The sequence below is a fragment of the Alicyclobacillus fastidiosus genome (genome assembly GCF_026651875.1).
Taxonomy (GTDB): Bacteria; Bacillota; Bacilli; order Alicyclobacillales; family Alicyclobacillaceae; genus Alicyclobacillus; species Alicyclobacillus fastidiosus.
In genome coordinates this window covers 4,484,549-4,508,866 of sequence record NZ_CP104067.1, presented here as the reverse complement: position 1 = coordinate 4,508,866, position 24,318 = coordinate 4,484,549, and the positions used below count along the sequence as shown (strand labels likewise).

The following is a 24,318-nucleotide window of genomic DNA, read 5'->3' as shown; positions in this document are numbered from 1 at the left end:
GTGACGGTGGAGCACCAACCAGCTTATCCCTCTGCTGACTAGATGGCTACCCAGTGAGCGCCGTTGTCCGTGGTCTTCAGCAATATCGGTTTGAGTGCATCATCTTGAAGCAATACCCAGCCGGTTTGTCCAAACATTTGAAAGTCCTGTACATCCGTGTCGCCGCCGGTCAGTGAGTCAGGGAGGGTTCCGATGGTCGTCCAGTCTAGTCCACCGTCGGTCGTTTGGAGCAAGGTCTCGTTACCATTCTCGATCTCTAACAAGGTTGCATTGGATTCATTCCACGCCAATGCCAGGACCTGGCCCACCGACAGCGTGCGCGATATGGCGTGACCTTGCAGGTCGCTCGTGACCATGAGCAGTTCGTCACCCGCGCTGGAACTGAGGACAAAATCCGCACTCTCCGCATCACCGTCGACAACCGGCGGGAGGGGCGTAACGTCCTCAACTGGGTGGGACGGATCCTCTGGAACCGGGTCCGTCACAACCGTACTCCAACTTTTTCCCCCGTCGGACGTCTGCTCGAACTCTGGTGTCTTGGAAAGCGGATCATCAGCGGCGAACACCCCATGTGATCCGTCTGACGAAAATGAAACGTCGAGATTTACCCCATTGTGAGGAAGAGCGCTGGCGGAGGAGTTGACCTCTTGCCAGGATGTCCCCCCGTTCGACGTGCGATAAAGATACTTGGAAGCTGCACCCGTCGCGCCATCTCCCAGTAGCAGCATCCATCCGAGCTTGTTCGTCGAGAAGAACATCTGCCCGATCTGAGACGCGTCGGCAGGCGCGGCGATGTCGCTCTGCGTCCACGAGAGACCCCCGTCGGTGGTGCGCAGAACGTGGACGCCAGAAGGGGTCAACCAGGTGAGAAAACCAGTCGATGCGTCGGCGAAAGAGGCTTGTACGTATCCGTAGCCGGATACGCCCATGCTCGTGACTGTATATTTCGGCAGCGCAGGCAATGTCAGGGCGCGCCAAGTGCGCGCCCCGTCGCTTGTCGCGTACAGCTTAAATGTACCCGCAGCGTACCCCCACGCGTATCCGGTCGTGGTGTCGATCATCTGCAAATGCGCCTGGCGCAAGTGAAGCTGGTCGTCGAACGCGTTACTGCTGGTCTCCGTCGTAAGTGGGGTGGAGTGGGACGAGTCCGATCCCGACGAGGCATCGGATCCGTCTCCACGCGTCGCTGATGTGACGCTGGCCGGAGTTGATCGTGCGAGCGGTGACGCGCAACCAGTCAAGCTCAGCATGGCGAGACAGGCGACGGTTAGGCCGCTCAAACGAGCGAATCGCACAGAAGTCACATCCTTTCGAGATGAGGGATTAGCGCACGCCGAGATCGCGTTGCGATGTGGCCTTTGCCTTCGCCTCCGCCCGGAGCGCGCGCCGCCAGTACAGGAATCCATCGACTACGAGGACCCCAAGCGTCGACAAGGAACCGGCGACGAGAAAACCCAACATGGGTACTTGGCAGATAGGGCCTACGACAAACGCAATGGCTTGCGCTTCTATCGACGTGAACAGGATGACGATGCCAAAATTCCGGAACAACCACTGCTGGCGCGGGGTTAATAGCATGTTCGATCCCGCCGCGCGCACCAATTGGCGGTCCGGTGCGGAATCTGACTCGCTGGGTGCCTTCTTAACCGTGCTGTCGGTTTTTACGAGCACCCGACTAAACAAGTACAGAAATCCGCCGATCCAAGCCCACAGCGGCAAGGACCCTTGATGCACGAACTGCCCGGCGTAGATGCCGATCATCAGAATTGGCTTCTTGATCTCGTCAAACGTATGGTCAATCCAGTGCCCAATCTTGGAGGACATGTTCATTTTACGCGCCTTATATCCGTCCGCACAGTCCAGAATGTAAGAGATATGGAATAGGACGGCCCCGAGAACCAGTGCGAGTGGCGTGGCGAAATAGAAGGCCACCGCCGAAGCGATTGCAAACGCCAACGAGATCACTGAGATGGCGTTCGGGGTCAGCGGAGTTTTGCACAACCACTCTGAGATGGGAACGGACAACGGCAGCGTCGTGTACGTGTCCCAGGGTTTCGGGTGGCGTACGTACGGATTGTCAGCACAACGAAACAAATAAGTGTCTGTAAATTTCAATTCAAGACCTTCCCTCTAAGTCATCGTACACGATATGTACCGTGGCCAGCGTCTATATGCGCGAAATGGCTCTATCTAGGAATGAGTTAATCATCGAACGGGCGTAATGACTTGTCAAGTGCTGTCACATTCCATCATTTTCATCAGGCTATGGGAATGGACCTGTTTCTTCTATAATAGAGGAGTATCGAGTGGTGAGCGTGTTTCATACATACGTGCACCGCAAGGGAGTGCGCAGACGATATGATGAATTTCCCACTGCTTCTCAAAACCATTTTGTACCGTGCCAATCTCGTTTACCCGAACCAGGAGATTGTCACACGCACCGCGGCTGGTACAAAGCGCTATACCTACCGCGATATGTCCGCACGTGCGGCTCAGTTGGCTCATGCGTTGGACAGGCATGGTGTTTTGCGTGGTGCGCATGTCGCGTCCTTCGCCTGGAACAACGATAGACACCTCGAATTGTACTATGGGGTGCCGTGTTCGGGGCGCGTTTTACACACTGTCAACATCCGCCTGTCTCCCGAGCAAATCGTTTACACCGTGAACCACGCGGAAGATAGTATCCTATTTATCGACGAAGACCTCGTACCCCTCATCGCTCCCTTAGCGAGTCGCCTGCCGACGGTGAAAACGTACGTCATTCTCACCGACGAGCGTGGCGTCGACGTGCCACTGCCTGGGGCGGTCAGTTATGAGGAATTTGTCGCCGAATTGCCGGGCACCTATGACTATCCAGAACTCGATGAGAACGCCCCAGCCATCCTCGCCTATACATCCGCCACGACGGGGGATCCAAAGGGCGTACTGTACTCGCACCGAGGTCTCTACTTACACGCGCTTACGTTCATGACCGGGTACTTCGCCCTCGATGACCACGACGTCAGCATGCCTATCGTGCCGATGTTTCACGTCAATGCCTGGGGCCGCCCGTTCTCTGACCTCTGGTCCGGCGCGAAAATCGTGTTGCCCGGCCCGCGCCCAACTCCGAAGGGGATTGCGGATTTAATTCAGAGTGAGGGCGTCACGTTTAGCGCGGGCGTCCCAACCGTCTGGATGGGGATGCTCCAGCATGTCCGCCAGCACCCTGGCGACTACGATTTCCGTCGCGTTCGCATGCTCATTAGCGGCGGCTCTGCCCTGCCGGAGAGCCTCGTTCGCGCGTACCAGGAGGAACTCGGAGTCGCCCTGTATCAAGGGTACGGCCAGACCGAGACCAGTCCCGTCACATTCCTCGGCGCGCCCAAACAGAGCATCGAGGAGTTGCCGATGGAAGAACAGCTTCGGTACCGCACGAAAACAGGCCTTCTCATCCCTGGGTTGGAAATGCGACTGGTCGACACAGAGGGCAACCCCGTTTTGCACGACGGTAAAAGCCGTGGAGAACTGTTGTTGCGGGGACCGTGGGTCCTTGACCGGTACTACAACGACCCGGACGCGACCGCATCGGCATTTGTGGATGGATGGTTCAAGACGGGCGACATCGCGACAATGGATGAACATGGCTATTTGCAGATAGTGGATCGGAGTAAAGATCTCATCAAGAGCGGTGGCGAGTGGATTTCTTCCGTAGACCTCGAAAACCTCTTGATGGCCCACAAAGACGTCGTCGAGGCAGCGGTGATCGGCATCCCTGATCCCTTGTGGCAGGAACGTCCGCTGGCGGTCGTCGTCGTGAGACCCGACGCTCGAGACGCCGTCACGCCAGAGAGGTTGCGCGACTTCCTTGGAGATCACGTAGCAAAGTTCTGGATTCCGGACGCTTTTTCCTTCGTCGACGAAATTCCAAAGACGAGCGTTGGCAAATTCTCTAAAAAGGCGCTTCGGGAACAGTACCAGAATGGGGAACTTCAATTGCGGAGGTAGCGACCGGGCGGCTGGCTGGCGCTTGGCTCCACGTTTCGCGTTCGCTCCTCCCGGCCGCACCTAGGACGCCTCCGTGCAACTCGTTTACCGGTCACCTTCGCCCGGTTGTACCTTGGTGTTCGCTTTCTTGCGGGCGAGATCGATGTCGGAGTGATGGTCCATTTGACCTGCTTCGGTGATCATCCGTTGTAGTTGTGGAAAGCGGCGCATCACCTGTAAGACGTCCATTTGACGTTTTCCGTTGTCCATGAAGATAACCCCCTCTTCGCTGATGCTCGTCATTGTGGTGGCTGTGACTGGTCTGTTCGGTTCTCTGTGGCAAAGCTTACTGCTTAGCATGCCGAGGTGGGGAGCGCGCTATGTTTGGCGATATCTATCTGCTGGTACTTTCCATAAATTTGCTGGACGTTCGACACGACTTTGCGTTACGCTCAACCTGAACGGCACAAGTCGGTCGATTGGTTTGCTGCGTCTGTGAGAGTAGTGTTTAGACGGTCCGGGTATGGTAAGGGTGACATACCTGCGTAGCAAGCGCATCCCAGGGATTTTAAAAGAGGAAGTTGTACATGATCAAAACGTATTTTTACAAGCATGCAGACGACAGTATGCACCATGACGTCGACCTGAATCAGGTGAGCGCTTTGCTCTCGGATCAACGAAACCTCCTGTGGGTGGACCTGTTTGATTGGCAACCACGCGACTTGCAGTGGTTGGGACGGATATTTTCCTTCCACGCGCTGGCGATTGAGGACTGTATTTATGACTCGCCGAGATCGAAAGTAGATCGCTACGACGGTTACGACTTTTTCGAATTGCATGCCCTTCGTTACAACGAGGACAGCGACCCAGAGATCACGAGCGAGGAGCTAAATGTGTTTCTCGGGAAGAACTACGTGGTGACGGTGCATAAAAACCCTATCGGTTCCATCGGCAGGATTGCCGATGTGTCCAGGCAGACGCCACACTACATGACCAAAGGCCCGGATTATCTGCTGTATGCGATTGTGGATGGTGTGACCGATGCGTATTTTCCGATTATCGAGCGAATTTCTGCCCGGATTGACGAACTGGAAGTGGAGATTTACGAGCATCCCGCGCTGGCTATCACGGAGGAATTTCTTTCGCTGAAACGGACGATTGTCCTTATGCGACGCGTGATTGACCCGCAACGCCGAATCTTCTCCACCGTCGGCACGGGAACCCGCTATACGTTCGAAGTGCACAAGGACAACGTGCCGTACTATATGGATTTAACAGACCATCTAGAGCGCATCTCCGACTCCATTGAAATTTTCCGAGACCTCGTGAGCAGTGCGCTGGAGACGTACTCCTCCTATGGAACGGCGAAGACGAATGAAGCGATTCGCGTGTTGACCATCATTACCACGCTCACAGCTACGCTTACGCTTATCACGGGCATCTTTGGCATGAATGTCCCACTCCCGTTTCAGCGAACGTGGTGGAGTACGGTCGCCGTCACAGCCGTCATGGTGGGGCTGTGCTTCTGGATGATTCGCGTCTTTCGAAAGCGAAACTGGATTTAAACCACACGATTTACCTCCTTCGTTTGGTGTGATACCATGTTGATTCACAATCCGAACGCTGGAGGTATCTTCATGATGGAATCGAAGTCGTTCGATTCTGCCCCAAAAGATCCACTTCAGGAAGAACGAGACCACTTAGAGTACGTACTTGCACAGATCCGCAAACAATTGAAGCGCGATGGGACGCGCCTGCTCGAGACGGACGAAGACGAGGATGCCGATGAGGCCTTGACTGCGGACGAGATTGCCGATGCGACGGTCGCGGAATTAGCGCGAGAACGCTTTCGAAAGCTGCGCATGGCCACGCGGGAGCCTTACTTTGGCCGACTTGACTTCCTTGCGGACGGCGATGCGCGCATTGACCAGATGTACATCGGCAAGCGAGGCGTCGATGACCCGGACACCGCCGAGCGGATGATTCTCGACTGGCGGGCGCCAGCGGCCAGCCTCTTCTACTCGTTTACTGGACAAGGTGACGAAGCGGCGTACGAATCCCCGGAAGGACCAATCCACGGACAGGTGTATCTCAAGCGAAACATCGTCGTCCGCGACGGCGAACTGCAGCGCGTCGTGGACAGTTACGTGCACGGGCAGGACACCTCAGCGACGACGGACGAGTTTCTGCTGTACCGCTTGGCGGAAAACAAAGACAGCCGACTTCGCGACATCGTCTCGACAATTCAGGCTGAGCAGAACGATATCATCCGAGCCGACAAGAATCTCGCTGTTATCATTCAGGGGGTCGCGGGGAGTGGGAAGACGACCGTTGCCCTACATCGTTTAGCCTATCTGTTATACCAGCATCAGGAGCGAATGTCGGCCGATAGAATGGCGATTTTTGCACCGAATGCGATGTTTGTCGACTATATCTCGGAGGTGCTTCCGGAGCTCGGCGTCGGTGGGATCCAGCAGACGACATTTGCCGACTGGGCGCTGCGAATCCTTGACTACGAAGTGGGCCTTCGGGACCCTAGCCATCGCCTGCGCGACTGGTTTGGCTTGAAGGCGGCCGGTGCGAGGCGGGCGGAATACCGCGACGTAGAGGCAAAAGGTGCACTTTCTTGTCGGGACGCTCTGGAGGCGTTTCTGAAAGAATTTGAGCGCACCTGTATCCCGGAAGCGGACTTTAGCCCGTTCGAGGGACATACGCTGCCACTAACCGACATCGTCGCCTGGTTTCGCGACGAATATAGTCATTATCCGCTGTATCAACGCCGTTCGCGCGTACTCGCGCGGGTGAAGCGGTGGATGGAAATCGCACTCAAGGAGTCCTCGGAGCTCGACAAAAAGGCGCAGAAGCGCGCGGCTACGGCGAAGTATCGAGCGTACGAAAACCTCTGGCCAGATTTTACGCCGCTGGCCTTGTACCGCACGTTTTTGGATAGCCAACCCGGGCTTGGTTCCGCGAGTATTCATGCGCCGAAAAAGCGGGGGGCGCGCTACGAGGTGCAAGCGGAGGACCTTGCGCCGATGCTGTACATACATTGGAGATTGCAGGGTGTGGATCCTCGAGACCGCTTTGATCACGTCGTGATCGATGAAGCACAGGACTTCTCCCCATTCCAAATCGCGGTGTTGCGAAACTACTGTCCCAGCGGTTCGATGACGATTTTGGGCGATTTGTCGCAGAGTATCCACACATATCAGGGAATCACCGATTGGGATGCCTTCATGTCGCAATTCCCAGAGGGGCACGTCGGATATTACCAGTTGGACGTCAGTTATCGATCAACGTTTGAGATCATCGAATTCGCCAACGAAATTATTCGCCCATTTCGGCAGTTCCGCGAGGCGAAACCGGTATTTCGCAGTGGCGAAGAGGTGGTCGTCGAACAAGTCGAGTGGCGGACGAGGCTTGACCAGGCGGTCGACAAACTCAGTGCTCTTCACCGCGAGGCGAGTACCGTAGCGCTGCTCACTCGCACGGAGGAAGATGCTCACGTCTACCACCACGCGTGTCTGGAAGCGGGGGTGGACGCGCATTTGATCGACGCGAAGCAGAGCGAGTACCACGGCGGGATTTCGGTGGTTCCCATCTATCTCGCCAAAGGGCTCGAATTCGACTCCGTCTTGCTCGTAGACGTGGACGAGCAACACTATGACACGTCTTCTCTGTCGGCGAAACTCCTGTACGTCGGTTGTACGAGAGCGCTGCATCGGTTGCACGTGCATTATACGGACGCGCTCTCTCCACTCATTCCACGTTCTGACGCCGACGAGCGGTGCGGCGCCTCGGGATGACATCGCTCAGCGGGGACGGCGCGTGCAAAAATCGACGCGCCGTCCAGAGTTTCGCTCCGTCCCCGGACAGGATCGAAACGCCAAGGTGCTTGTCGCAGGGCTGTTGCAGAAACTAGCGACCATTTTGCTTTTCTGGGCAGCCCAACGATTTTATTCGCCCCGGATGATTCTTTTTTGAGGTGGATTTAATCCTCCTGCAGTACTCTGTGACGTGTGGAGGTATGTGCATTGCGAAGGACAATGATGTGGATCGGCGGAGTTGTGGTCGGCTTGTTCGCTGGGCTATTGACTAGTGCAGCCGCTTTTTTCGTCACGTCTCTCGTGAACGTGCACACCGCCGTGGGCACCATCCCGCTTCTGGCGCTCGATTTGATTGGAATCGTTTGGACCAGTTACAAACGCCACTGCGATTGGGTGGCTTTTTTCGTGTCGGCACTGTGTGGCGTGGCGATATTTAAAATTTGGTTCCTCTAGCCCCTTCAGACTTCTCCGATATCAATCCCTCTCGTCTGTGCGAATGACTCAATTGCCATTAGCGCGATTCACGCGTTGACATCGCTTGGCATTCGCGTGCCAGAAGACGTATCTGTCACCGGGTTTGACGATATCGATGACGTCTTGCGGGTCACGCCTGCACTGACGACCGTCCACGTGGATAAGGAAGCGATGGGGAGTCGCGCGGTTGACATGCTGCTGCGCAGGGTGGAGGCTCCAGATGCGAAGCGGGAAAAACTCCTCCTGTCGGGTGACGTAGTATTTCGGGATTCCGTGGCACAAGTGCAGTCTCGATAGCCTATGGCTTGTAGCGAATCGTCCCTCCGTCGAGAACGGTGACCCCATCCACGTGCCCCAAATCGTGCATCAGCTGTTTCAGGGCTTGGTCCTTTTTCTTCGCCTCTATCATGATGTCGATATCCGTATCGAGCGTCCGCGCCATATCGAGGAAGCGGCACACCGCGCCCGCATCCACAAAATCGGCATGGGTGCGGAATTCCTTGTCACTCTTCGGGGACGACAGGTGCACTTTGGGAACGAGGTCCGTCTCCTCCCAAGTGTGAAATATCGCCGGAAGAATCGGGGTTAAATCCTCGTCCTCGCCGGGGTTGCACTGATGATGATGGACGTCCAGCGTCATCGGAACGCCGAGCGTTTGACAGACGTTGAGCGTGTCTCTCGCGGTGTAGGTCTTGTCGTCGTTCTCGAAGATGAGGTATTGCTTCACGCGCTGAGGCACTTTTCCCCAACGGTCGACGAGCCGTTGAATAGCCCCCACCTTGTCCCCGTATGCCCCACCGACGTGAATGTTCAGCTTGGACGTGGCCGTGAGGCCCATGGTCTCGAGAAGGTCTACATGGCGTTCCAAGACTCGTAAGGCGTTCTCGAAGACATCTATCTTCGGACTGTTCAACACGGTGAAGTGATCAGGGTGGAAACTCACTCGCAAATCGCGTTCCTGAACGTAGCTGCCGATGGCTTCCAGCGGCTCTCGCAAGACCTCCATAAAGTTCACCGACTGTGTCACTTCGTGGCCGTATAAGGGGATGAGCTTCGACGAGAACCGGTAAAGATGAATGCCTTCGTAATAGGCGTACTTCAAAATGCGAAGGGTGTTCGCCAGGTTTTCTTGTGCTATTCGGATGACGCGCAGGAGTGCTCCTTTCCTGTCGTCGATCTTGTGAAAGGTGGTCAGCGTCATGGCCTTGGATGGCGATGCGTTTTGCAAGTCCAAAGCCATGGCGACAAATCCAAAGCGGACGATCATATCGCGCCTTCCCCTCGTTCATCTCGGTGCAGCCATCCCTCCCGATTTTGCGGTGCGGTGGCACAGCGTCACGCGTGTTTCGGAATCCGCGCGCTCATGATGATGACACACAGGCCAAGCACGGCCAGAATGACGCCGAGAATGTGAATTTGCTCCGTCGATAAATGTTGCCCGAACAGAAGTCCGAGTAACACGGTCGATACGATGGTGCCCATGTAGCGCGCCATCTGAAATAGCCCGGAGGCCATACTGATGACCTCTTTGGGACTCACCTGAAACAGTGCGGTCTGTAGGCCCACGTTGTTGAACCCGTTGCTGAGCCCCAATACGGATAGGACGATGACAAGCCACCAGACGGGGCTGTGACCGTGCAGCGAAACGTACAGCGCACTGCCGACAGTCATGAATACGCCTGCGAGAATGAGAGGCGGGCGCGATCCTCTGCTTGCGACCCAGCGCCCCGTGATCGGGGACGTGATCACGCTAAAGCCAGCGATGCACAGCATCAGTAAACCCGCTTGTTGCGTATCGAAGTGCCTCGCCTCCTGCAAATAGGTCGGCATCCCGAAAAACACGGAGTAAAAGACCACGTTGACGACTGTAAACTGAATCAGGACCCATGTGAGTGCCCGATTCGTGCGAAACAGGGAGAAGCTCAAAAACGGCGTCTGTGCGCGCCGCTCTCGCCACACGAACAATCCAAATGCGACGACGGCAATCGGGCTAGGCCACCACAGAACGTGCCCGGTGAGGGACAAGAGGAACAGCAAGGCCATCACAATGCCTACGGTGAACAGGACGATACCTGGTACGTCCATCTGCTTTACCACGTGGCGCAATGACGTATGTTGGTTCGAACTCTTTGTGACCTGGTCGGAAGGTAAGATAAAGATAGCCAGCAAAAAGCCGGCGATGATGAATGGAAAGTTAATCCAGAAGATGCCTGGCCAATCGGTGTATTGCATGATCACCCCACCGATGGAGGGACCAAACGCTGCAGCGCCAGATGAGAAGACGGCGAGAAACGCGAGGGACTGCGACTGACGCTCGGTGATGAAATTTCGGACGATGCCCATGCCAGCTGGATAAACCGCTCCACTGCCCAACGATTGAATGAGACGAAACACGATGAGCCAGGTGAATGAAGGGGAGAACGGCGCAAGCGCACAAGATCCGGCCACGAGTGCCAGACCGACGAGAAACAATCGCTTCCTGCCCAGCATGTCTGCGAGTTTACCCATAATTGGCTGCGCGATTGCGCTCGCCAAATAATACGACGAGATGAGCCACGACACCGTGTCGAAGTTCGTATGGAACACGCCCTGAAACCGCGCCATGGCGACCGAAATCATCGAGGAGTTCAACGGGTTTAACAACACCCCGAGGGCGATGGTGATCAAAAACAGATTTCGACTCTTGGCGTGCGTGGTGGGTGTTGCGGCGGTTGCCAACGCCTCGTTTCGATTCATTTGCCTCATTTCCCGACGCTCCCTTTGATGTGCACGTTTTGCATTCGTGACAGAAGCCACGTCCCGACAAACCCTAGAATGGTAAAAACACCGACGAACCATGCGACGCCCATCCACCCGAGGGATGAGTAAAAGATGCCCCCGAGAGACCCTCCGATTCCGATACTGCATCCCATGTAGTAAAAGAAGAGGTAGAGCGACGAAGCTATTCGTCACTCGTTTCCTTACAGTCACAACGGAATTATTATACTCTTCGTGTTCCGAAATTTCCTCTGATGCCCTCTCGAGGAGCACTTTGCAGCTTGAGAGAGTGGATGATATCTTCTGTTTACGAGCCGTACGGTCTTGTATGATTAGGTGGACGAGTGAAGTGTGGTATTGCATGAGGGGATGACGACAGTGGAAACAGCCGGGAACTCCGTAAATCGTATCGTGGTGGTGAACACCGGGGGAACCATCGCAATGGAGCGGGACGAGGGCAAAGATGCCGTATCAGTCGGCGAGGACCAGCCAATCCATCGCCTGGCCACCCTGCTCAGTCAGTATGCCAAGAGCGAGATGGTCGACCTGTTTCAAGTGCCAAGCCCTCACATGACGCCGGAGATGATGGCGAAGCTCGCGGGAGAAATTCGCGTCCACCTGGCGAGGGAGGACGTCGCGGGCGTCGTCGTCACACATGGCACTGACACGCTCGAAGAGACGGCCTATTATCTCGATCTCACCATTGACTCCGACAAACCAGTCGTCGTGACGGGCGCTATGCGCTCTAGCAACGAGGTGGGCGCAGATGGGCCCGTCAACCTCGTCGAATCTGTTCGCGTGGCCATCGACCCGCGCAGTCGCGGGCGCGGCACGCTCGTCGTCTTCAACGACGAAATCCACGCGGCCCGCTTCGTCACCAAAACGCACACGAGCAACGTGTCCACGTTTCAGTCACCGTCCTATGGGCCAATCGGATTTGTGACGTCGAAGGCGGTCTCGTACCATCAGCCGCCGTCGAGATCGACTGTATTCACCGTGGACGAACAGTTTGTCCCGCAGATCCCATTGGTGAAGATGGTGGCTGGCCAAGAGGCCGCCTGGTTAAATTGGCTGTTCGATGTGGCCATCGACGGACTGGTGGTGGAAGCGTTTGGCGCCGGCAACGTACCGCCTGCGGTGGTTCCGATCATCGAAGCGCTATGTGCGCGCAAAACGCCTGTGGTCGTCGTCTCCCGCTGCTATAACGGGTATGTTCAAGACGTGTATGGGTACGTGGGTGGCGGGAAGCAACTGCGCGAACTCGGTTGCATTTTTTCGAATGGACTCAATGGCCAAAAGGCGAGAATTCGTTTGTTGGTCCTGACCGGGGCTGGTTTACGGAAGGACGAGCTGCAGGCTCACTTCGATTTTTAACGAGTTAACTAGTCTCGAGGGGAGGGCGACACGCGTGAAAGTGGTATTTGTCACAACAGAGGAAGAGTTAGGCGAGTGCCTAGCGGTACGCAGAGCCGTGTTCATGGAGGAACAAGGGGTCTCGGAAGAGGAGGAAATCGACGACCAAGACGTCATCGGCGTAGGGCATCACGTGCTCGTCGTCGACGGCGGCGGGCGCGCGGTTGCGACGGCGAGATACAAGCCATACGACGCGCAGACGGCGAAGATTCAACGCGTGGCCGTATTACACCCATATCGCAAGTACGGGTATGGCCGGGTGGTGATGAACGCCGTCGAACAAATGGCCGCCCGCGACGGCTTCCGCGCGGCAGTTCTCGACGCACAGTGCCACGCGGAGGGGTTCTACGAACGGCTCGGCTATGAAACCATCAGCGATGTGCCCTTTTTGGACGCGGGTATCCTACACGTTCGCATGAAAAAGCCGATTAAGGTTTCGTCAACCGTTGAATGATCTGGTGGTGTTCAGGATATTTCGACATGAGTGTCTCGCGGTCAAATAGCTCGAAATCGTCGAAGTCGAAGCCGGGTGTGACCATACAACTGACCACGGCATAGGCACCGTCTTCCACGTCGTCCACGGTCGCACCGAAGATGTGGCCCCTGGGGATGAGGACCTGCGGCGACTGACCCTGCGTGACGTCGAGTCCGACCTTGTGCGTCGAGTAGGCTCCGTCAGGAGAGATGACGTGCACCGTGAGCGGGGAACCGGCGTGGAAGTACCAGATCTCGTCCGATTTGAGGCGATGAAAGCGCGAAACGTCCGTCGTTTCGAGTAGGAAGTAGATGGACGTGGCGGTTTCGCGTAGACCGCCGTACTGCGCTTGAACGGCTGGGTCTTCCATAAAGATGCCGGAGTGATACAGTTCTCTGTAGTGTCCACCCTCTGGGTGCGGTGTCAGGTCTAGTTGTTGAATCCAAGCTTGCGCGTTCATAACTCACTCTCCTCGACAGAATCGTCTTTATTTTACACAGTCTTCCCACTGACAGACGATTCAGATTTGCATTCTTGTACGTTCTTTTGGCAGGATAGAGAACGGAGAAGAACAGAAACATTGCGACACCATCATGTACTACTTAGAAACCATCACGCAAATTGCAGAAAGTTTAGGGAGGTATGTCAGTTGACACTCATGCCTTACCGCAACGAGCCGCCGATCGATTGGACGACTGCTCCGTACAAGGAACAGTTGCAAAAAGCGCTCGCAGAGGTAAAAGAACAGTTTGGTAAGACGTATCCGTTGTACATCGACGGGCAAGAAATCGCGACGAAAGACGCGCTCAAGTCTGTGAACCCTGCGAACCATCAGGAGATTGTCGGCTACGTCAGTCAAGCGACGCGCGAGCACATCGACCAGGCTGTCGCAGCTGCTTCCCGCGCATTCAAGACCTGGCGTCATACGACGTTCGAAGAGCGTGCCATGTACCTCATGAAGGCGGCTCAAATCATGCGCAAGCGCAAAGCCGAGCTGATGGCGTGGCAAATTTATGAATCCGGAAAAAACTGGGCCGAGGCGGACGGCGACGTGTGCGAAGCCATCGACTTTCTCGAGTTCTACGCGCGCCAGGCCATCAAGTTGGGGAAAGGCACCGAGGTCTCCCCGTATCCTGGAGAAGACAACCGGATGTTTTATCTGCCGCTCGGCGTGGGTGTCGTCATTCCACCTTGGAACTTCCCGCTTGCCATCCTGACCGGTACGGCTGTGGCGGCCATTGTGACGGGGAACCCAATCGTCTTGAAACCGTCGCCGCTATCATCCGTCATGGCCGTGAAGTTCGTGGAAATCATGCGAGAATTACATTTGCCTGCAGGTGTGCTGAACTTCGTTCCTGGTCCTCCGGAAGAAATCGGAGACTATATGGTGGCGCATAAGGACGTGCGGTTCATTTCGTTCACGGGATCGAAAAATACGGGCCTTCACATCGACGAGACCGCGCACAAATTCTCCGAAGGTCAGCGCTGGATCAAGCGCGTCGTGGCAGAAATGGGCGGCAAGGACAGCATCGTCGTCGACGAGACGGCGGATACAGAGGCGGCTGCTGTGGCAATCGTGGCGTCTGCCTTTGGTTTTCAGGGGCAGAAGTGCTCGGCTGGTTCACGTGCCATTATCCACGAGGCGGTGTATGACACCGTGGTCAACCGCGTCATCGAACTCGCGCAAAAGCTGGAGGTCGGCGCGCCGGCGGACAACGCAGTCGTCGGCCCGGTAATCGACGAAAAGGCGTTTGCGAAGGTGTCGAGCTACATCGAAATCGGCAAGCAAGAGGCGAAACTCGTCGTCGGTGGCACAGCGGACGATTCGAAGGGCTACTTCATCCAGCCGACTGTGTTCATCGATGCGGATCCAAACGCGCGGATTATGCAGGAGGAAATCTTTGGACCAGTGCTCTCCATCTGCAAGGTGGGGTCGTTCGAAGAAGCCATCGACGTGTTCAACAACACGGAGTACGGACTGACAGGGGCGCTGTTCTCACGCGAGCGAGACCGCCTGGAGTACGCGCGTTACCACATGGATTGTGGCAACTTGTACCTCAACCGCAAGTGTACGGGCTCGCTCGTCGGCATTCAACCGTTCGGCGGCTTTAACATGTCTGGTACGGATGCAAAAGCAGGCGGACCGGATTACTTGTTGAACTTCGTTCAACCGAAGACCGTTACAGAACAATTTTAAGCATTCTAGTGAAGGGTGCAGACCTTTCGTTTAACCATCCCAGTGGCTGTCGACTTTGCGTCGACGGCCCTTTTTTTCACCGTGCAAACCGCATTTTGCAATGCGTTCGAAATCACCATAAAATATATTTAAGAGAGCTTCTAACAAAAGAGGGGTGTGGCACAGGACTTGGCAGCACACCGGTGCACAATCGACAGGTTGCTTGCCGGGCTTTGACTTGTCCGCTACACTGAAGAGCAGTCATTTTGTACATGAAAGTAGGCGAACGCTGTGCAACCGATCCAGGTAGATGTAGTACAGACGAAGCTTTCTGAGTATCTCAATCAAGAGGTATACCTACATTTAGAAACTACCAACGGCGCTTATGCAGCACATCGCTTTGGACAACCGATGGCGGTTTGCGCTTACATACGCAACGGGAAAGTAAAGTTTGAACGCGCGTCGATTGCGGGTGACAAGCCTTACCGAGTTGGTCTCAAAATGGCCGACGGATGGATTTATGCCCAGGGTCTTACTGACTTTGAGGTCGACGGGCTAGGTCGTCTGCTCCTCGCGGGTCACGACGAAGAAGGCCGCCTGGCAGTCTCTCTCGAGTTGTCGAGAACTCCTTTTCCCATGAGCGTGCTTGACGAAGAGGGGGTCTGAGGTATGCACAAAGAACGCCACGTACTACTCGTCTATCCCCACCCGGATGACGAATCATTTGGCAAGGCCGGCTCCGTTGCGCTATACACAAAGAGTGGTACGCCGGTCACGCTCATCTGCGGGACGCTCGGTGAACTTGGGCGCAATATGGGAAAGCCGACATTCGCCAACCGCGAGTCGCTGCCCGTCATCCGCAAAAAGGAACTTGAGGAGGCCTGTGCCACACTGGGCATTGATGACCTTCGCCTCTTGGGGCTGCGTGACAAGACAGTCGAGTTTGAAGATCCAGAATGGGTTGCCGACAAAATCGAGGCCATCATTCGCGAGGTCAAGCCGTCTGTCCTGATGACATATTATCCCAAACACGGGGTGCATCCTGATCACGATGCGCTTTCCCACGCCGCCGTCATTGCCGTCAAGCGCCTTCCGAAGGAAGAGCGGCCGGTCATCTACGGGTCCGCTGTGACGCACAACGCGCGCGACATCATTGGCCAACCAGATATCACGTTCGACGTCACGGACGTATTGGATACGAAGTTGGCTGCGATGCGCGCCCATAAGTCTCAGTACGAGAGCATGTTCTCGCGGATGGAGGAGGAAATGGCGAAAAGCCCGGAAGCGCGAGAGAAGATTGAAGCGAATTTGCGCACGGAATACTTCTGGATCTATCCCGTCGCCGATTGATTGGAAAGCCGCGCTTGGTCGTTTCACGACCAGGCGCGTTTCTGTGGAAAGGGCGAAACCATGATACGCGTTCTGTTTATCTGTTTGGGCAACATCTGTCGATCCCCGATGGCACACGCTGTGTTTCGAGACATGGTCGAGAAGCGGGGGCTAACTGATCAGATCCTGGTCGAGTCGGCAGGCATCGGCAACTGGCACGTCGGGGAACCTCCGCATCGGGGAACCCGATCGATTCTAGATGAAAACGGAATTTCATACGCCGGCATTCACAGCCGACAGGTCACGCGAGACGAACTGCCGAACTTCGATTACGTGGTGGCGATGGATTCGGAAAATATGAAGGCGATAAAGCGACTTGGTCTCGCGCCGTCGAATCGCGTTTTTCGCCTCCTCGACATCGTGCCGCAGTCCGTCGAAAAAGACGTGCCGGATCCGTATTACGACGGACGTTTTGACGTGGTTTACGACCTTGTGCAAAAGGGGTGTGCAAAGCTGCTGCGGCGAATTGAAATGGACTTGGCCAGGTCAGAACAGTCTTGATTTTTGCGCTGTTTGCGCGGTTCTGTCGCCGTGAAGAGTTCGTGCTCTACCGCACTCCCGACAGTAGGCACCACTTTCCACCCCGACGCGTATATATGGGCGAATCATACCTACAGAGGAGCATACGCGATGACAGAGCGGAAATCTCCGAAGTTTCGCCCGAACAAAGTGCACACCGTCTTTCTTGAGGGGAGCAATCCTTCCGAGCCCATCGCCGGGCGTCACTATACGCTCACGCATTCGGATAGGACGGGGGACCTGTATCTCAGCATTGGTCTAATATATAACGAAGTGCAAATTGAACGCCCTTACATTCGCTTTATGCGAGACGAAGTTCGGGCGGTTTGGGTCTCCAGCAGTGCGGCAGACGTCGAATCAGCGAGTAGTACGGGCGGTGTGTCTGGCGACCCCACTGCGTACACAAACAGCGAGACGGACTCGACAATCACCGTCCCACCACTTGTCACCCACGTGTACGTGCACGTCAGCGGAGGACGCGTGTACGGTCGTGCCAAACAACGCAACCAGTCGTTCCAGAAAGATCTGCCGCGCGCCTTGCGCGCCATTCGACACGGGGATGCCTACTTGTTTACTGCACATCCGGAACTCGACAGCGCCCCGATTGTCGTGCACTTCCAGTCGGACGTGGAGAAGTACCAGCGAACAGAGGAATGGGGGAGGTGGAAGGACTATACCATCCCGTTCCTACGAAACCGCTGATTGCGTTTCGTGGTGCGCAATTCTTTCCGTAAACGGCCCGCAGTCTTGAAACCACATTGCGCGGGAAATGTCGAAAACGCAATCATCTTCTAGCCGTTCGCACCTACGCCATTGTCAAAGAAGTTCAGTGTTCGTTCCGGGAACCGCGGGGCGAACGCTGAACACGGCCTTACACGCCGACCAATCCCTCATCTGTAACCTCGATGGACACCTCCTTCACCTTTCGTTCCATTGCACATCCTGTATCAATTTTTATCAAATTTAGATCAAACGATGATAAAATGTGATAATGTAAAGCGAGAACGCTTTCTCGGGGGTTCATGTTATGTATCCACACGAACGGCGACAGGCTTTAATGACGCTCCTGTCCAAGCACGGTTTTGTGTCTTATCACGATCTCGCCGCACAACTCGGCGTCTCGGAAGTGACCGTGCGCCGGGACTTGCGGGCGCTCAGTGCTGAGGGATTAGTGGAGACCGTCGTCGGGGGAGGACAGGTGAAGCGCAGCGCAAGTGAGGTCAGCTTTATGACCAAACGCGTCATGGAATCCAAAGAGAAGGAGCGCATCGCGCAGTGCGCGCACCAACTGCTCGAGCCGGGTATGACGATTGGGTTGACTGCAGGTACGACGACTTGGACGTTGGCACAGGGATTGCGCGGGTTCAGCGAGTTGACATTCGTGACGAACTCGACCAATGTCGCCATCGCTCTGAAGTCGAACGGATACGAAGACATTCATTTGACTGGCGGGCATTTTCGTACGCCGTCCGACGCCTTAGTCGGGCCGATGGCAGAATCGGTGGCCAACCAGTTTCATACGGACCTGTTGTTCATGGGCGTTCACGGGGTTCATTTGGACTACGGGATCTCCACGCCAAATGTCCAGGAGGCGGCCGTGAATCGCGCCCTGATGAAGAGGAGCGATCGGATTGTCCTGCTCTTTGACCATTCGAAATGGGGCATCGAAGCGTTGGCGCGCATTGCCGAACTGGACGAGGTAGACGACGCCATCACAGACGTGGAGACGAGTGAGACGCAGGCGTTGCAAAAATTGGGTATCGCCGTCCACATCGCGGCTCCGTGATGCAGGCGCGTTTCGCGCGTCGCAGAGGCGGGCGGATGACTGTGGTACCACCTAACTTAGGAGGGATAGGGACATGGCAGAATTGCGTTTTAATCCGCTGCTGCGAGACTGGACGATGGTCGCTTCAAATCGACAGAATCGACCGAACATGCCCAAGGGCAACTGTCCGTTTTGCCCTGGTTCAGGTAGGGTACCTGACCACTACGACGTATTGAAGTACGACAACGATTTTCCGGCGCTGTCCCCGACGCCGCCAGAACCGGATGACGTCGCCACGGAGTTGTACTCCGTCGCTCCCGCGCGCGGCAAGTGTGAAGTGATTCTGTATTCCCCGGAGCACAATACGACGTTGCCGCAGTTGTCTGTCGGGCACATTCGCAAACTCGTCGACCTGTGGACGGAGCGATTTGTCGCGCTCAGCGCCGACGAACAGAACAAATACGTATTCATTTTTGAAAACCGCGGGCCGGAAGTCGGGGTGACGATGCCGCATCCGCACGGACAGATTTATGCGTACCCTTACGTTCCGCAAAAGATTCGAGTAGAACTCGATTCCTGTAAGGCACACCACGAAGAGACGGGGCATTGCCTGATTTGCGACATCAACGCCGAAGAGGCGCGCGTCGGCCAGCGGATGTTGTACGAGACGGAGCACTTCGTGAGCTATCTCCCATTCTTTACCGACTATCCATACGGCGCATTTATCTCCTCGAAAGGACATCGCACGTCGATTGCAGAATTTAGCGAGCGTGAAAAGGACGATTTGGCGCTCATTTTGAAGCGCGTGACGGCCGGAATGGACCATCTCTTTTCGCGCCCGTTTCCCTACATGATGTGTATTCACCAGAGTCCTGTAGGCGGTGAGGATACCTCGCCGTACTATCACTTCCACATCGAGTTTTATCCTCCGTTGCGCGCTCGGGACCAGCTGAAGTACCTGGCGTCGTCGGAGTCTGGGGCGTGGGCACCTTGCAACCCGCTGGCGGTGGAAGAGACCGCCGTCGCCCTGAGGCAAGCTATTTTGGACGCAGAGAGGGAGATGCGTGAGGATGCATGAGACAGAGTCGTTTCGTTCGAAATTTTTATCGTTTTCTCCGGGCGACATGGCCGATGTTCGACAATTCTTTGCCCCTGGGCGAGTGAATCTGATCGGCGAACACATCGACTACAACGGCGGTCATGTGTTTCCCGCGGCGTTGACGCGCGGTGTGAGCCTGTGGGTGCGCCCCCGAGCGGACGGTGTCGTCCGATTTTATTCGGTGGACTTTCCAGAGACGATTGAAGCGCGCGTGGACGCACTCGAGTTTCGCGAGGCAGATGGATACGCCAACTACACCAAGGGCGTCATCAAGGTTGTGCAAGAGGAGGCTCCCGCGCCGTTTTGCGGGGGGGATTTTTTCTACCTGAGCAACCTCGCAAATGGGGCGGGATTGTCCAGTTCGGCTGCCGTCGAAGTGGTGACAGCGGCGGCCGTCCGCGATTTGATGGCATATCCGTTGGACAACGCGCAGCTTGCCGTGTTGTCGCAGCGAGCTGAAAACGAGTTCGTCGGAGTGAACTGCGGAATTATGGATCAGTTCGCCGTCGCGATGGGCAAAGCCGACCACGCTATTTTTCTCGATTGTCAAACGCTGGACTACGAGTGGGTGCCCGTGACTTTAGGTGACTACGCACTGGTGATCACGAATACGAACGAGCGACGGGGACTCGCCGAGTCCAAGTACAACGAGCGGCGTTCGGAGTGTGAGGCGGCTTTGAGTCTGATTCAGGAAATCTTGCCCGGCATTCAGAATCTTACGCAGATTTCTATCGATCAGTGGAACGACGTCGAGGCACACCTCTCGAGCCAGCCTATCCTGCTTCGCCGGGCTCGGCACGTCGTCTTTGAGGAACATCGTACAAAGGAGGCCGTTCGCGTCTTGAAGGCTTTGCGCCTCGACGCATTTGGTCAATTGATGAACGCCTCGCACGCGTCCTTGCGGGACGATTATGAAGTGACTGGCCGGGCGCTCGACGCGCTAGCAGAGGCGGCATGGTCATTTGCCGGGTGCCTTGGTTCGAGAATGACCGGGGCTGGGTTCGGAGGCTGTACGGTCAGTTTGGTTGAGCGCGCCTCCATCCCGGCCTTTGAGGAGCACGTACGCGTCGCCTATGCGGACAAGACAGGACTTGAACCAAGCTTCTACGTAAGTGAAATCGGTGACGGAGTTCACGAGCGGCAACAGGAGGGATTGGAAGTATGAGCGTGTTGGTAACAGGTGGTGCTGGGTATATCGGTAGCCACACCGTGGCGGAACTTCGCAGTGCGGGTGAGGACGTCGTCGTCGTCGACAATCTGACCACAGGTCATCGCAAGGCCGTCTTGGACGAACTTCGCGTGCCGTTTTATCAATGCGACATTCGAGACAAGCAGCAAATCATCGAGATTTTACAGAAGCACGCCGTGGACGCGGTGGTGCATTTTGCAGCCAACTCCCTCGTCGGCGAGAGCGTGGAAAATCCGCTGAAATACTACGACAACAACGTGGCAGGGACGGAGAAGCTGTTGGAGGCGATGGTCGAAGCCGACGTATTGTCCATTGTGTTTTCGTCGACGGCCGCCGTCTATGGTTTGCCCGAGCGGATGCCGATCCGCGAAGACGATATAAAAGAGCCGCTCAACCCTTACGGCGACACGAAACTCGCCATTGAGCGCATGTTTCGATTCGCGCACGACGCGTACGGGCTGTCGTCCGCCTCGCTGCGCTACTTCAATGCAGCAGGTGCGCACCGAACGCTCCCGATTGGCGAGGATCACCGCCCGGAAAGCCATCTCATCCCGATTGTGCTCCAGGTGGCACTCGGACAGAGAAGTGCGATTTCAGTGTACGGCGATGACTACGAGACAGAAGACGGGACGTGTATTCGCGATTATATCCACGTCTCCGATCTCGCCAGCGCACATCGCCTAGCCGTGAATTATCTCCGTTCGCACGAGAGTGGGGTTCACGCGTTCAACCTGGGGAACGGCAACGGCTTTTCCGTGCGCGAAGTGATTGATGTCGCGCGGAAGGTGACGGGACACCCAATTCCCGAAGTCGTGGCACCGCGACGCGCGGGAGATCCGCCACAGCTCGTCGCCGATGCCTCGCGCGCGAGAGAGGTCCTCGGGTGGCAACCCGCCTTTCCGGCGCTCGAAGACATCGTGTTGGACGCGTGGAACTGGCATAAAGAACATCCTCGCGGTTACGAGGACTAAGGAGGATTTCAGCGGTGGAGAGGCAGCTCGCGCAATGTCGTGAATTGATGAACGACGCAGGGCTCGATGCTCTGTTGTTGCGGACGAGATCGAACTTCGCGTGGATGACAGACGGACGGGATAATCACATCGAGATCGAGTTCGCGACGGGTGTCGCAGATCTCGTCGTGTTTCCCGATAGAGTCCTCGTGGTGACGGCGGAAATTGAGGCGAGGCGGATTGCCGAGGAGGAAATTCGCGACTTGCCGGTGGAACTCGTGTCGACCAGTTGGACGCAAGGGGTCGATCCGACGCTTCTGGCGCTTCTTCGCGGTCGTCGCGTAGGGGCCGATGTACCGTATCCGGGGGCGACGTTTGTGGGGCCGATGCTCACGCGACTGCGTCGACGACTCGGCCACACGCAAATTGAACAGTACAAAGGCCTGTGTCTCGATGCGGCACAGGTGATTGAGGAAGTGGCGAAGAACATCGAGCCGGCGCAAACGGAGTTTTCCATTGGCGGGCGGTTGATGCAGGGACTCGCAGAGCGGGGCTGCACGCCGCACGTTGTGCTTGTCGCCACGGACGAGCGGGTCTTTCGATATCGTCATCCCATCCCGACCGACAAGCGGCTCGACAAGTATGCGATGTTGGTGGTGTGCGCGCGTCGTCATGGGCTGATTGCCAATGTCACTCGGTTTGTGCACTTTGGCGAACTTCCTGTCGAATTGCGGGAAAATAAGGAGAAGTGTGCGTACATCGACGTCCGCATGAACGAAGCGACTCGGCCAGGCAGCAAGATTTCGGACGTTTTCAACACGGCTGTAGCCGCGTATGCACAAGTCGGTTATCCGGACGACTGGCGGCTGTTGCACCAAGGGGGCCCGACAGGGTACGCCTCCCGTGAATTTTTGGCCACGCCTGACACGCACGACGTGATTCAGACGAACGAAGTGTACGCCTGGAATCCGGCGATTCGGGGAATCAAATCGGAGGACACCGTATTGGTTGGTGAAGACGAAAACACGTTTTTGACGCAGACCGGAACGTGGCCGTATATCTCCGTGGATTTCGCAGGAAAGAAAGTTCTCAGGCCAGATATCCTCGTTCGTTAACGACGGCACAAGCGATACAGTTGCCTGCTGCATCCGATTTAGAAGATTATGGATTCCGGAAGACCCCCATAGGGGGAGGGCGCCATTCGAAAACTGTCGAAAAGACGGTTAGAGGATGTGCGCTTTTTTATGAGCATGGTCATAGATTTTGGGACGAGCAGGCTGCGAATGTCTACGGCACAAACCCCAGATTTTATATCGGAAGCAAGTGTGGTCGCGCGTCGAGAAGAAGGACCCATTGTCGCTGGCGATGAAGCTTTAAGAATGGTTGGCAGGACGCCCAAGTCGGTCGAGATCGTCTGGCCGGTGGTCGCGGGTGCCGTACGAGAATCGGAAGCGGCGGTCATCCTGTTACAGCGGATGGTTTCACAACACTTCCCACGCGGGCTGGGCCTTCGGATGCCAATCACGATGGCTCTTCCCGCGAATTTGACGTCTGTCGAACGACGCGGTTTGGAAGAGGTCGCGCACCAAGCAGGTGCCAAGCAGGTACAGTTCATCGATTCGCTGGTCGCCGCGGCCATCGGCGCAGGACTCGCGGTGGATACGCCACAAGGGGCAATGGTTGTCGATCTCGGCGCAGGCACGACGGAAGTCGGCCTGCTTTCGATGCGGGGGGTCGTCTCCTCCCAGCGCCTGGCTCGCGGCATGTCGGAGATTGACGTAGAAGTGGTTGAAACCATCCGCCGCGACTACGGATTTTTGGTTGGACTGCAAGCGGTCCAACAGGTCAAACATCAGTTGGCCGACGACGAAACTAAAACATTTGAGCTGGTGGGGCGGAACTTGGCGACTGGCCTGCCTGGGAAGGTCGAGGTCAAGCGGGAGGCGTTTGAATCCCCTTTGGCCGCTTATTACACCCAAATTGTCGACCTCATCCGGACGACCATAGAATCTTGTCCACCGGAGTTGGTTGGCGACATTATGGACAAGGGTGTCGTGCTCGTGGGTGGCGGAGCCAATAGCGTCGTCATTCAAAAAGCGCTGCAATCGCGCATCGAAGTGCCGATTTCGGCGGCGGATGACCCAGACCACGCTGTCATCCGCGGGCTGAAGCAACTGAGTAAACAGCAGGGCGGGACGTATGGGTTGAAGGAAAAGGCTCGTTCACTCCTTCGCACCAGCTGACGCAGATGGCTTGGAACGGATAGGGAAGGCGCCCATGGGGCAGCAGGTTGTCCGCCTGCTACCTCATGGGCGCCTCTTT

Annotated in this window: 24 protein-coding genes; 18 read left to right on the top strand and 6 right to left on the bottom strand. The window is 56.1% G+C overall.

The window, feature by feature from the left end; genetic code table 11:
• Positions 1-38: 38 nt before the first annotated feature.
• Entirely contained in the window at positions 39-1,295 is a 1,257-nt protein-coding gene (locus tag NZD89_RS22160) for a hypothetical protein (protein WP_268004864.1), read from the bottom strand.
• Positions 1,296-1,323: 28 nt separating this feature from the next.
• The gene (locus tag NZD89_RS22155; protein WP_268004863.1) at positions 1,324-2,115 is read right to left on the bottom strand and encodes a CDP-alcohol phosphatidyltransferase family protein; all 792 of its coding nucleotides are present in this window, start codon (positions 2,113-2,115) and stop codon (positions 1,324-1,326) included.
• Between the two features lie 243 nt (positions 2,116-2,358).
• On the opposite strand from NZD89_RS22155, the gene NZD89_RS22150 reads away from it, so the two are divergent.
• Positions 2,359-3,984 (top strand): long-chain fatty acid--CoA ligase, encoded by a 1,626-nt coding sequence (locus NZD89_RS22150; protein WP_268004862.1) that lies wholly within the window; start codon positions 2,359-2,361, stop codon positions 3,982-3,984.
• 84 nt (positions 3,985-4,068) lie between these two features.
• On the opposite strand, the gene NZD89_RS22145 is transcribed toward NZD89_RS22150, so the two are convergent.
• Complete coding sequence (locus NZD89_RS22145) at positions 4,069-4,233, bottom strand: hypothetical protein (RefSeq protein WP_268004861.1); 165 nt, start codon at positions 4,231-4,233, stop codon at positions 4,069-4,071.
• 317 nt (positions 4,234-4,550) lie between these two features.
• Here NZD89_RS22145 and NZD89_RS22140 point away from each other — a divergent pair, with 317 nt between their 5' ends.
• The 4 genes from NZD89_RS22140 to NZD89_RS22125 all read left to right on the top strand — a co-directional run bounded on the left by NZD89_RS22140 (position 4,551) and on the right by NZD89_RS22125 (position 8,561).
• Positions 4,551-5,528, top strand: a complete 978-nt coding sequence (locus NZD89_RS22140) for a magnesium transporter CorA family protein (RefSeq protein WP_268004860.1) — start codon at positions 4,551-4,553, stop codon at positions 5,526-5,528.
• Positions 5,529-5,600: 72 nt separating this feature from the next.
• A complete protein-coding gene (locus NZD89_RS22135) occupies positions 5,601-7,769 on the top strand; it encodes a HelD family protein (protein ID WP_268004859.1) in 2,169 nt (722 codons plus the stop codon).
• A 228-nt stretch (positions 7,770-7,997) separates the two neighbouring features.
• Positions 7,998-8,243 (top strand): hypothetical protein, encoded by a 246-nt coding sequence (locus NZD89_RS22130; protein WP_268004858.1) that lies wholly within the window; start codon positions 7,998-8,000, stop codon positions 8,241-8,243.
• Between the two features lie 18 nt (positions 8,244-8,261).
• Positions 8,262-8,561: a substrate-binding domain-containing protein gene (locus NZD89_RS22125; RefSeq protein ID WP_326492955.1), complete on the top strand. Its 300-nt coding sequence runs from the start codon at positions 8,262-8,264 to the stop codon at positions 8,559-8,561.
• A gap of 1 nt (position 8,562) precedes the next feature.
• Here the strand turns inward: NZD89_RS22125 and uvsE are convergent, their stop codons facing one another.
• Complete coding sequence (uvsE, locus tag NZD89_RS22120; protein WP_268004857.1) at positions 8,563-9,531, bottom strand: UV DNA damage repair endonuclease UvsE; 969 nt, start codon at positions 9,529-9,531, stop codon at positions 8,563-8,565.
• Positions 9,532-9,599: 68 nt separating this feature from the next.
• Entirely contained in the window at positions 9,600-11,009 is a 1,410-nt protein-coding gene (locus tag NZD89_RS22115; RefSeq protein WP_268004856.1) for an MFS transporter, read from the bottom strand.
• A gap of 381 nt (positions 11,010-11,390) precedes the next feature.
• Between NZD89_RS22115 and NZD89_RS22110 the strand changes: the two genes are divergently transcribed.
• Together NZD89_RS22110 and NZD89_RS22105 are read left to right on the top strand one after the other, a co-directional pair.
• Positions 11,391-12,395: an asparaginase gene (locus NZD89_RS22110; RefSeq protein WP_268008581.1), complete on the top strand. Its 1,005-nt coding sequence runs from the start codon at positions 11,391-11,393 to the stop codon at positions 12,393-12,395.
• 34 nt (positions 12,396-12,429) lie between these two features.
• Entirely contained in the window at positions 12,430-12,888 is a 459-nt protein-coding gene (locus NZD89_RS22105) for a GNAT family N-acetyltransferase (protein WP_268004855.1), read from the top strand.
• Here the strand turns inward: NZD89_RS22105 and NZD89_RS22100 are convergent.
• Positions 12,863-13,369 (bottom strand): cupin domain-containing protein, encoded by a 507-nt coding sequence (locus NZD89_RS22100; RefSeq protein WP_268004854.1) that lies wholly within the window; start codon positions 13,367-13,369, stop codon positions 12,863-12,865. The two genes, NZD89_RS22105 and NZD89_RS22100, sit on opposite strands and share 26 nt — an antisense overlap.
• Before the next feature lie 198 nt (positions 13,370-13,567).
• Here NZD89_RS22100 and pruA point away from each other — a divergent pair, with 198 nt between their 5' ends.
• From pruA to NZD89_RS22045, 11 genes are all read left to right on the top strand, one after another.
• On the top strand, positions 13,568-15,106 hold the full coding sequence (pruA, locus tag NZD89_RS22095) for an L-glutamate gamma-semialdehyde dehydrogenase (RefSeq protein WP_268008580.1): 1,539 nt from the start codon (positions 13,568-13,570) through the stop codon (positions 15,104-15,106).
• Between the two features lie 270 nt (positions 15,107-15,376).
• Positions 15,377-15,751 (top strand): YojF family protein, encoded by a 375-nt coding sequence (locus NZD89_RS22090; protein WP_268004853.1) that lies wholly within the window; start codon positions 15,377-15,379, stop codon positions 15,749-15,751.
• A 3-nt stretch (positions 15,752-15,754) separates the two neighbouring features.
• Entirely contained in the window at positions 15,755-16,435 is a 681-nt protein-coding gene (bshB2, locus tag NZD89_RS22085) for a bacillithiol biosynthesis deacetylase BshB2 (protein WP_268004852.1), read from the top strand.
• Positions 16,436-16,495: 60 nt separating this feature from the next.
• A complete protein-coding gene (locus NZD89_RS22080) occupies positions 16,496-16,975 on the top strand; it encodes a low molecular weight protein-tyrosine-phosphatase (RefSeq protein ID WP_268004851.1) in 480 nt (159 codons plus the stop codon).
• 129 nt (positions 16,976-17,104) lie between these two features.
• Positions 17,105-17,695, top strand: a complete 591-nt coding sequence (locus tag NZD89_RS22075; protein WP_268004850.1) for a staygreen family protein — start codon at positions 17,105-17,107, stop codon at positions 17,693-17,695.
• Between the two features lie 325 nt (positions 17,696-18,020).
• A complete protein-coding gene (locus NZD89_RS22070; protein ID WP_268004849.1) occupies positions 18,021-18,779 on the top strand; it encodes a DeoR/GlpR family DNA-binding transcription regulator in 759 nt (252 codons plus the stop codon).
• Positions 18,780-18,852: 73 nt separating this feature from the next.
• On the top strand, positions 18,853-19,836 hold the full coding sequence (gene galT, locus NZD89_RS22065) for a galactose-1-phosphate uridylyltransferase (protein ID WP_268004848.1): 984 nt from the start codon (positions 18,853-18,855) through the stop codon (positions 19,834-19,836).
• Positions 19,829-21,022 carry a galactokinase gene (locus NZD89_RS22060; protein ID WP_268004847.1) on the top strand — a complete coding sequence of 398 codons (1,194 nt, stop codon included), beginning with the start codon at positions 19,829-19,831 and terminating at the stop codon, positions 21,020-21,022. The genes galT and NZD89_RS22060 overlap by 8 nt, the downstream gene beginning before the upstream one ends.
• Complete coding sequence (gene galE, locus NZD89_RS22055; RefSeq protein ID WP_268004846.1) at positions 21,019-22,017, top strand: UDP-glucose 4-epimerase GalE; 999 nt, start codon at positions 21,019-21,021, stop codon at positions 22,015-22,017. The genes NZD89_RS22060 and galE overlap by 4 nt, the downstream gene beginning before the upstream one ends.
• 14 nt (positions 22,018-22,031) lie before the next feature.
• The gene (locus NZD89_RS22050) at positions 22,032-23,111 is read left to right on the top strand and encodes a M24 family metallopeptidase (protein ID WP_268004845.1); all 1,080 of its coding nucleotides are present in this window, start codon (positions 22,032-22,034) and stop codon (positions 23,109-23,111) included.
• A gap of 129 nt (positions 23,112-23,240) precedes the next feature.
• Positions 23,241-24,239, top strand: a complete 999-nt coding sequence (locus tag NZD89_RS22045) for a rod shape-determining protein (RefSeq protein WP_268004844.1) — start codon at positions 23,241-23,243, stop codon at positions 24,237-24,239.
• The last annotated feature ends 79 nt before the right edge of the window (positions 24,240-24,318 follow it).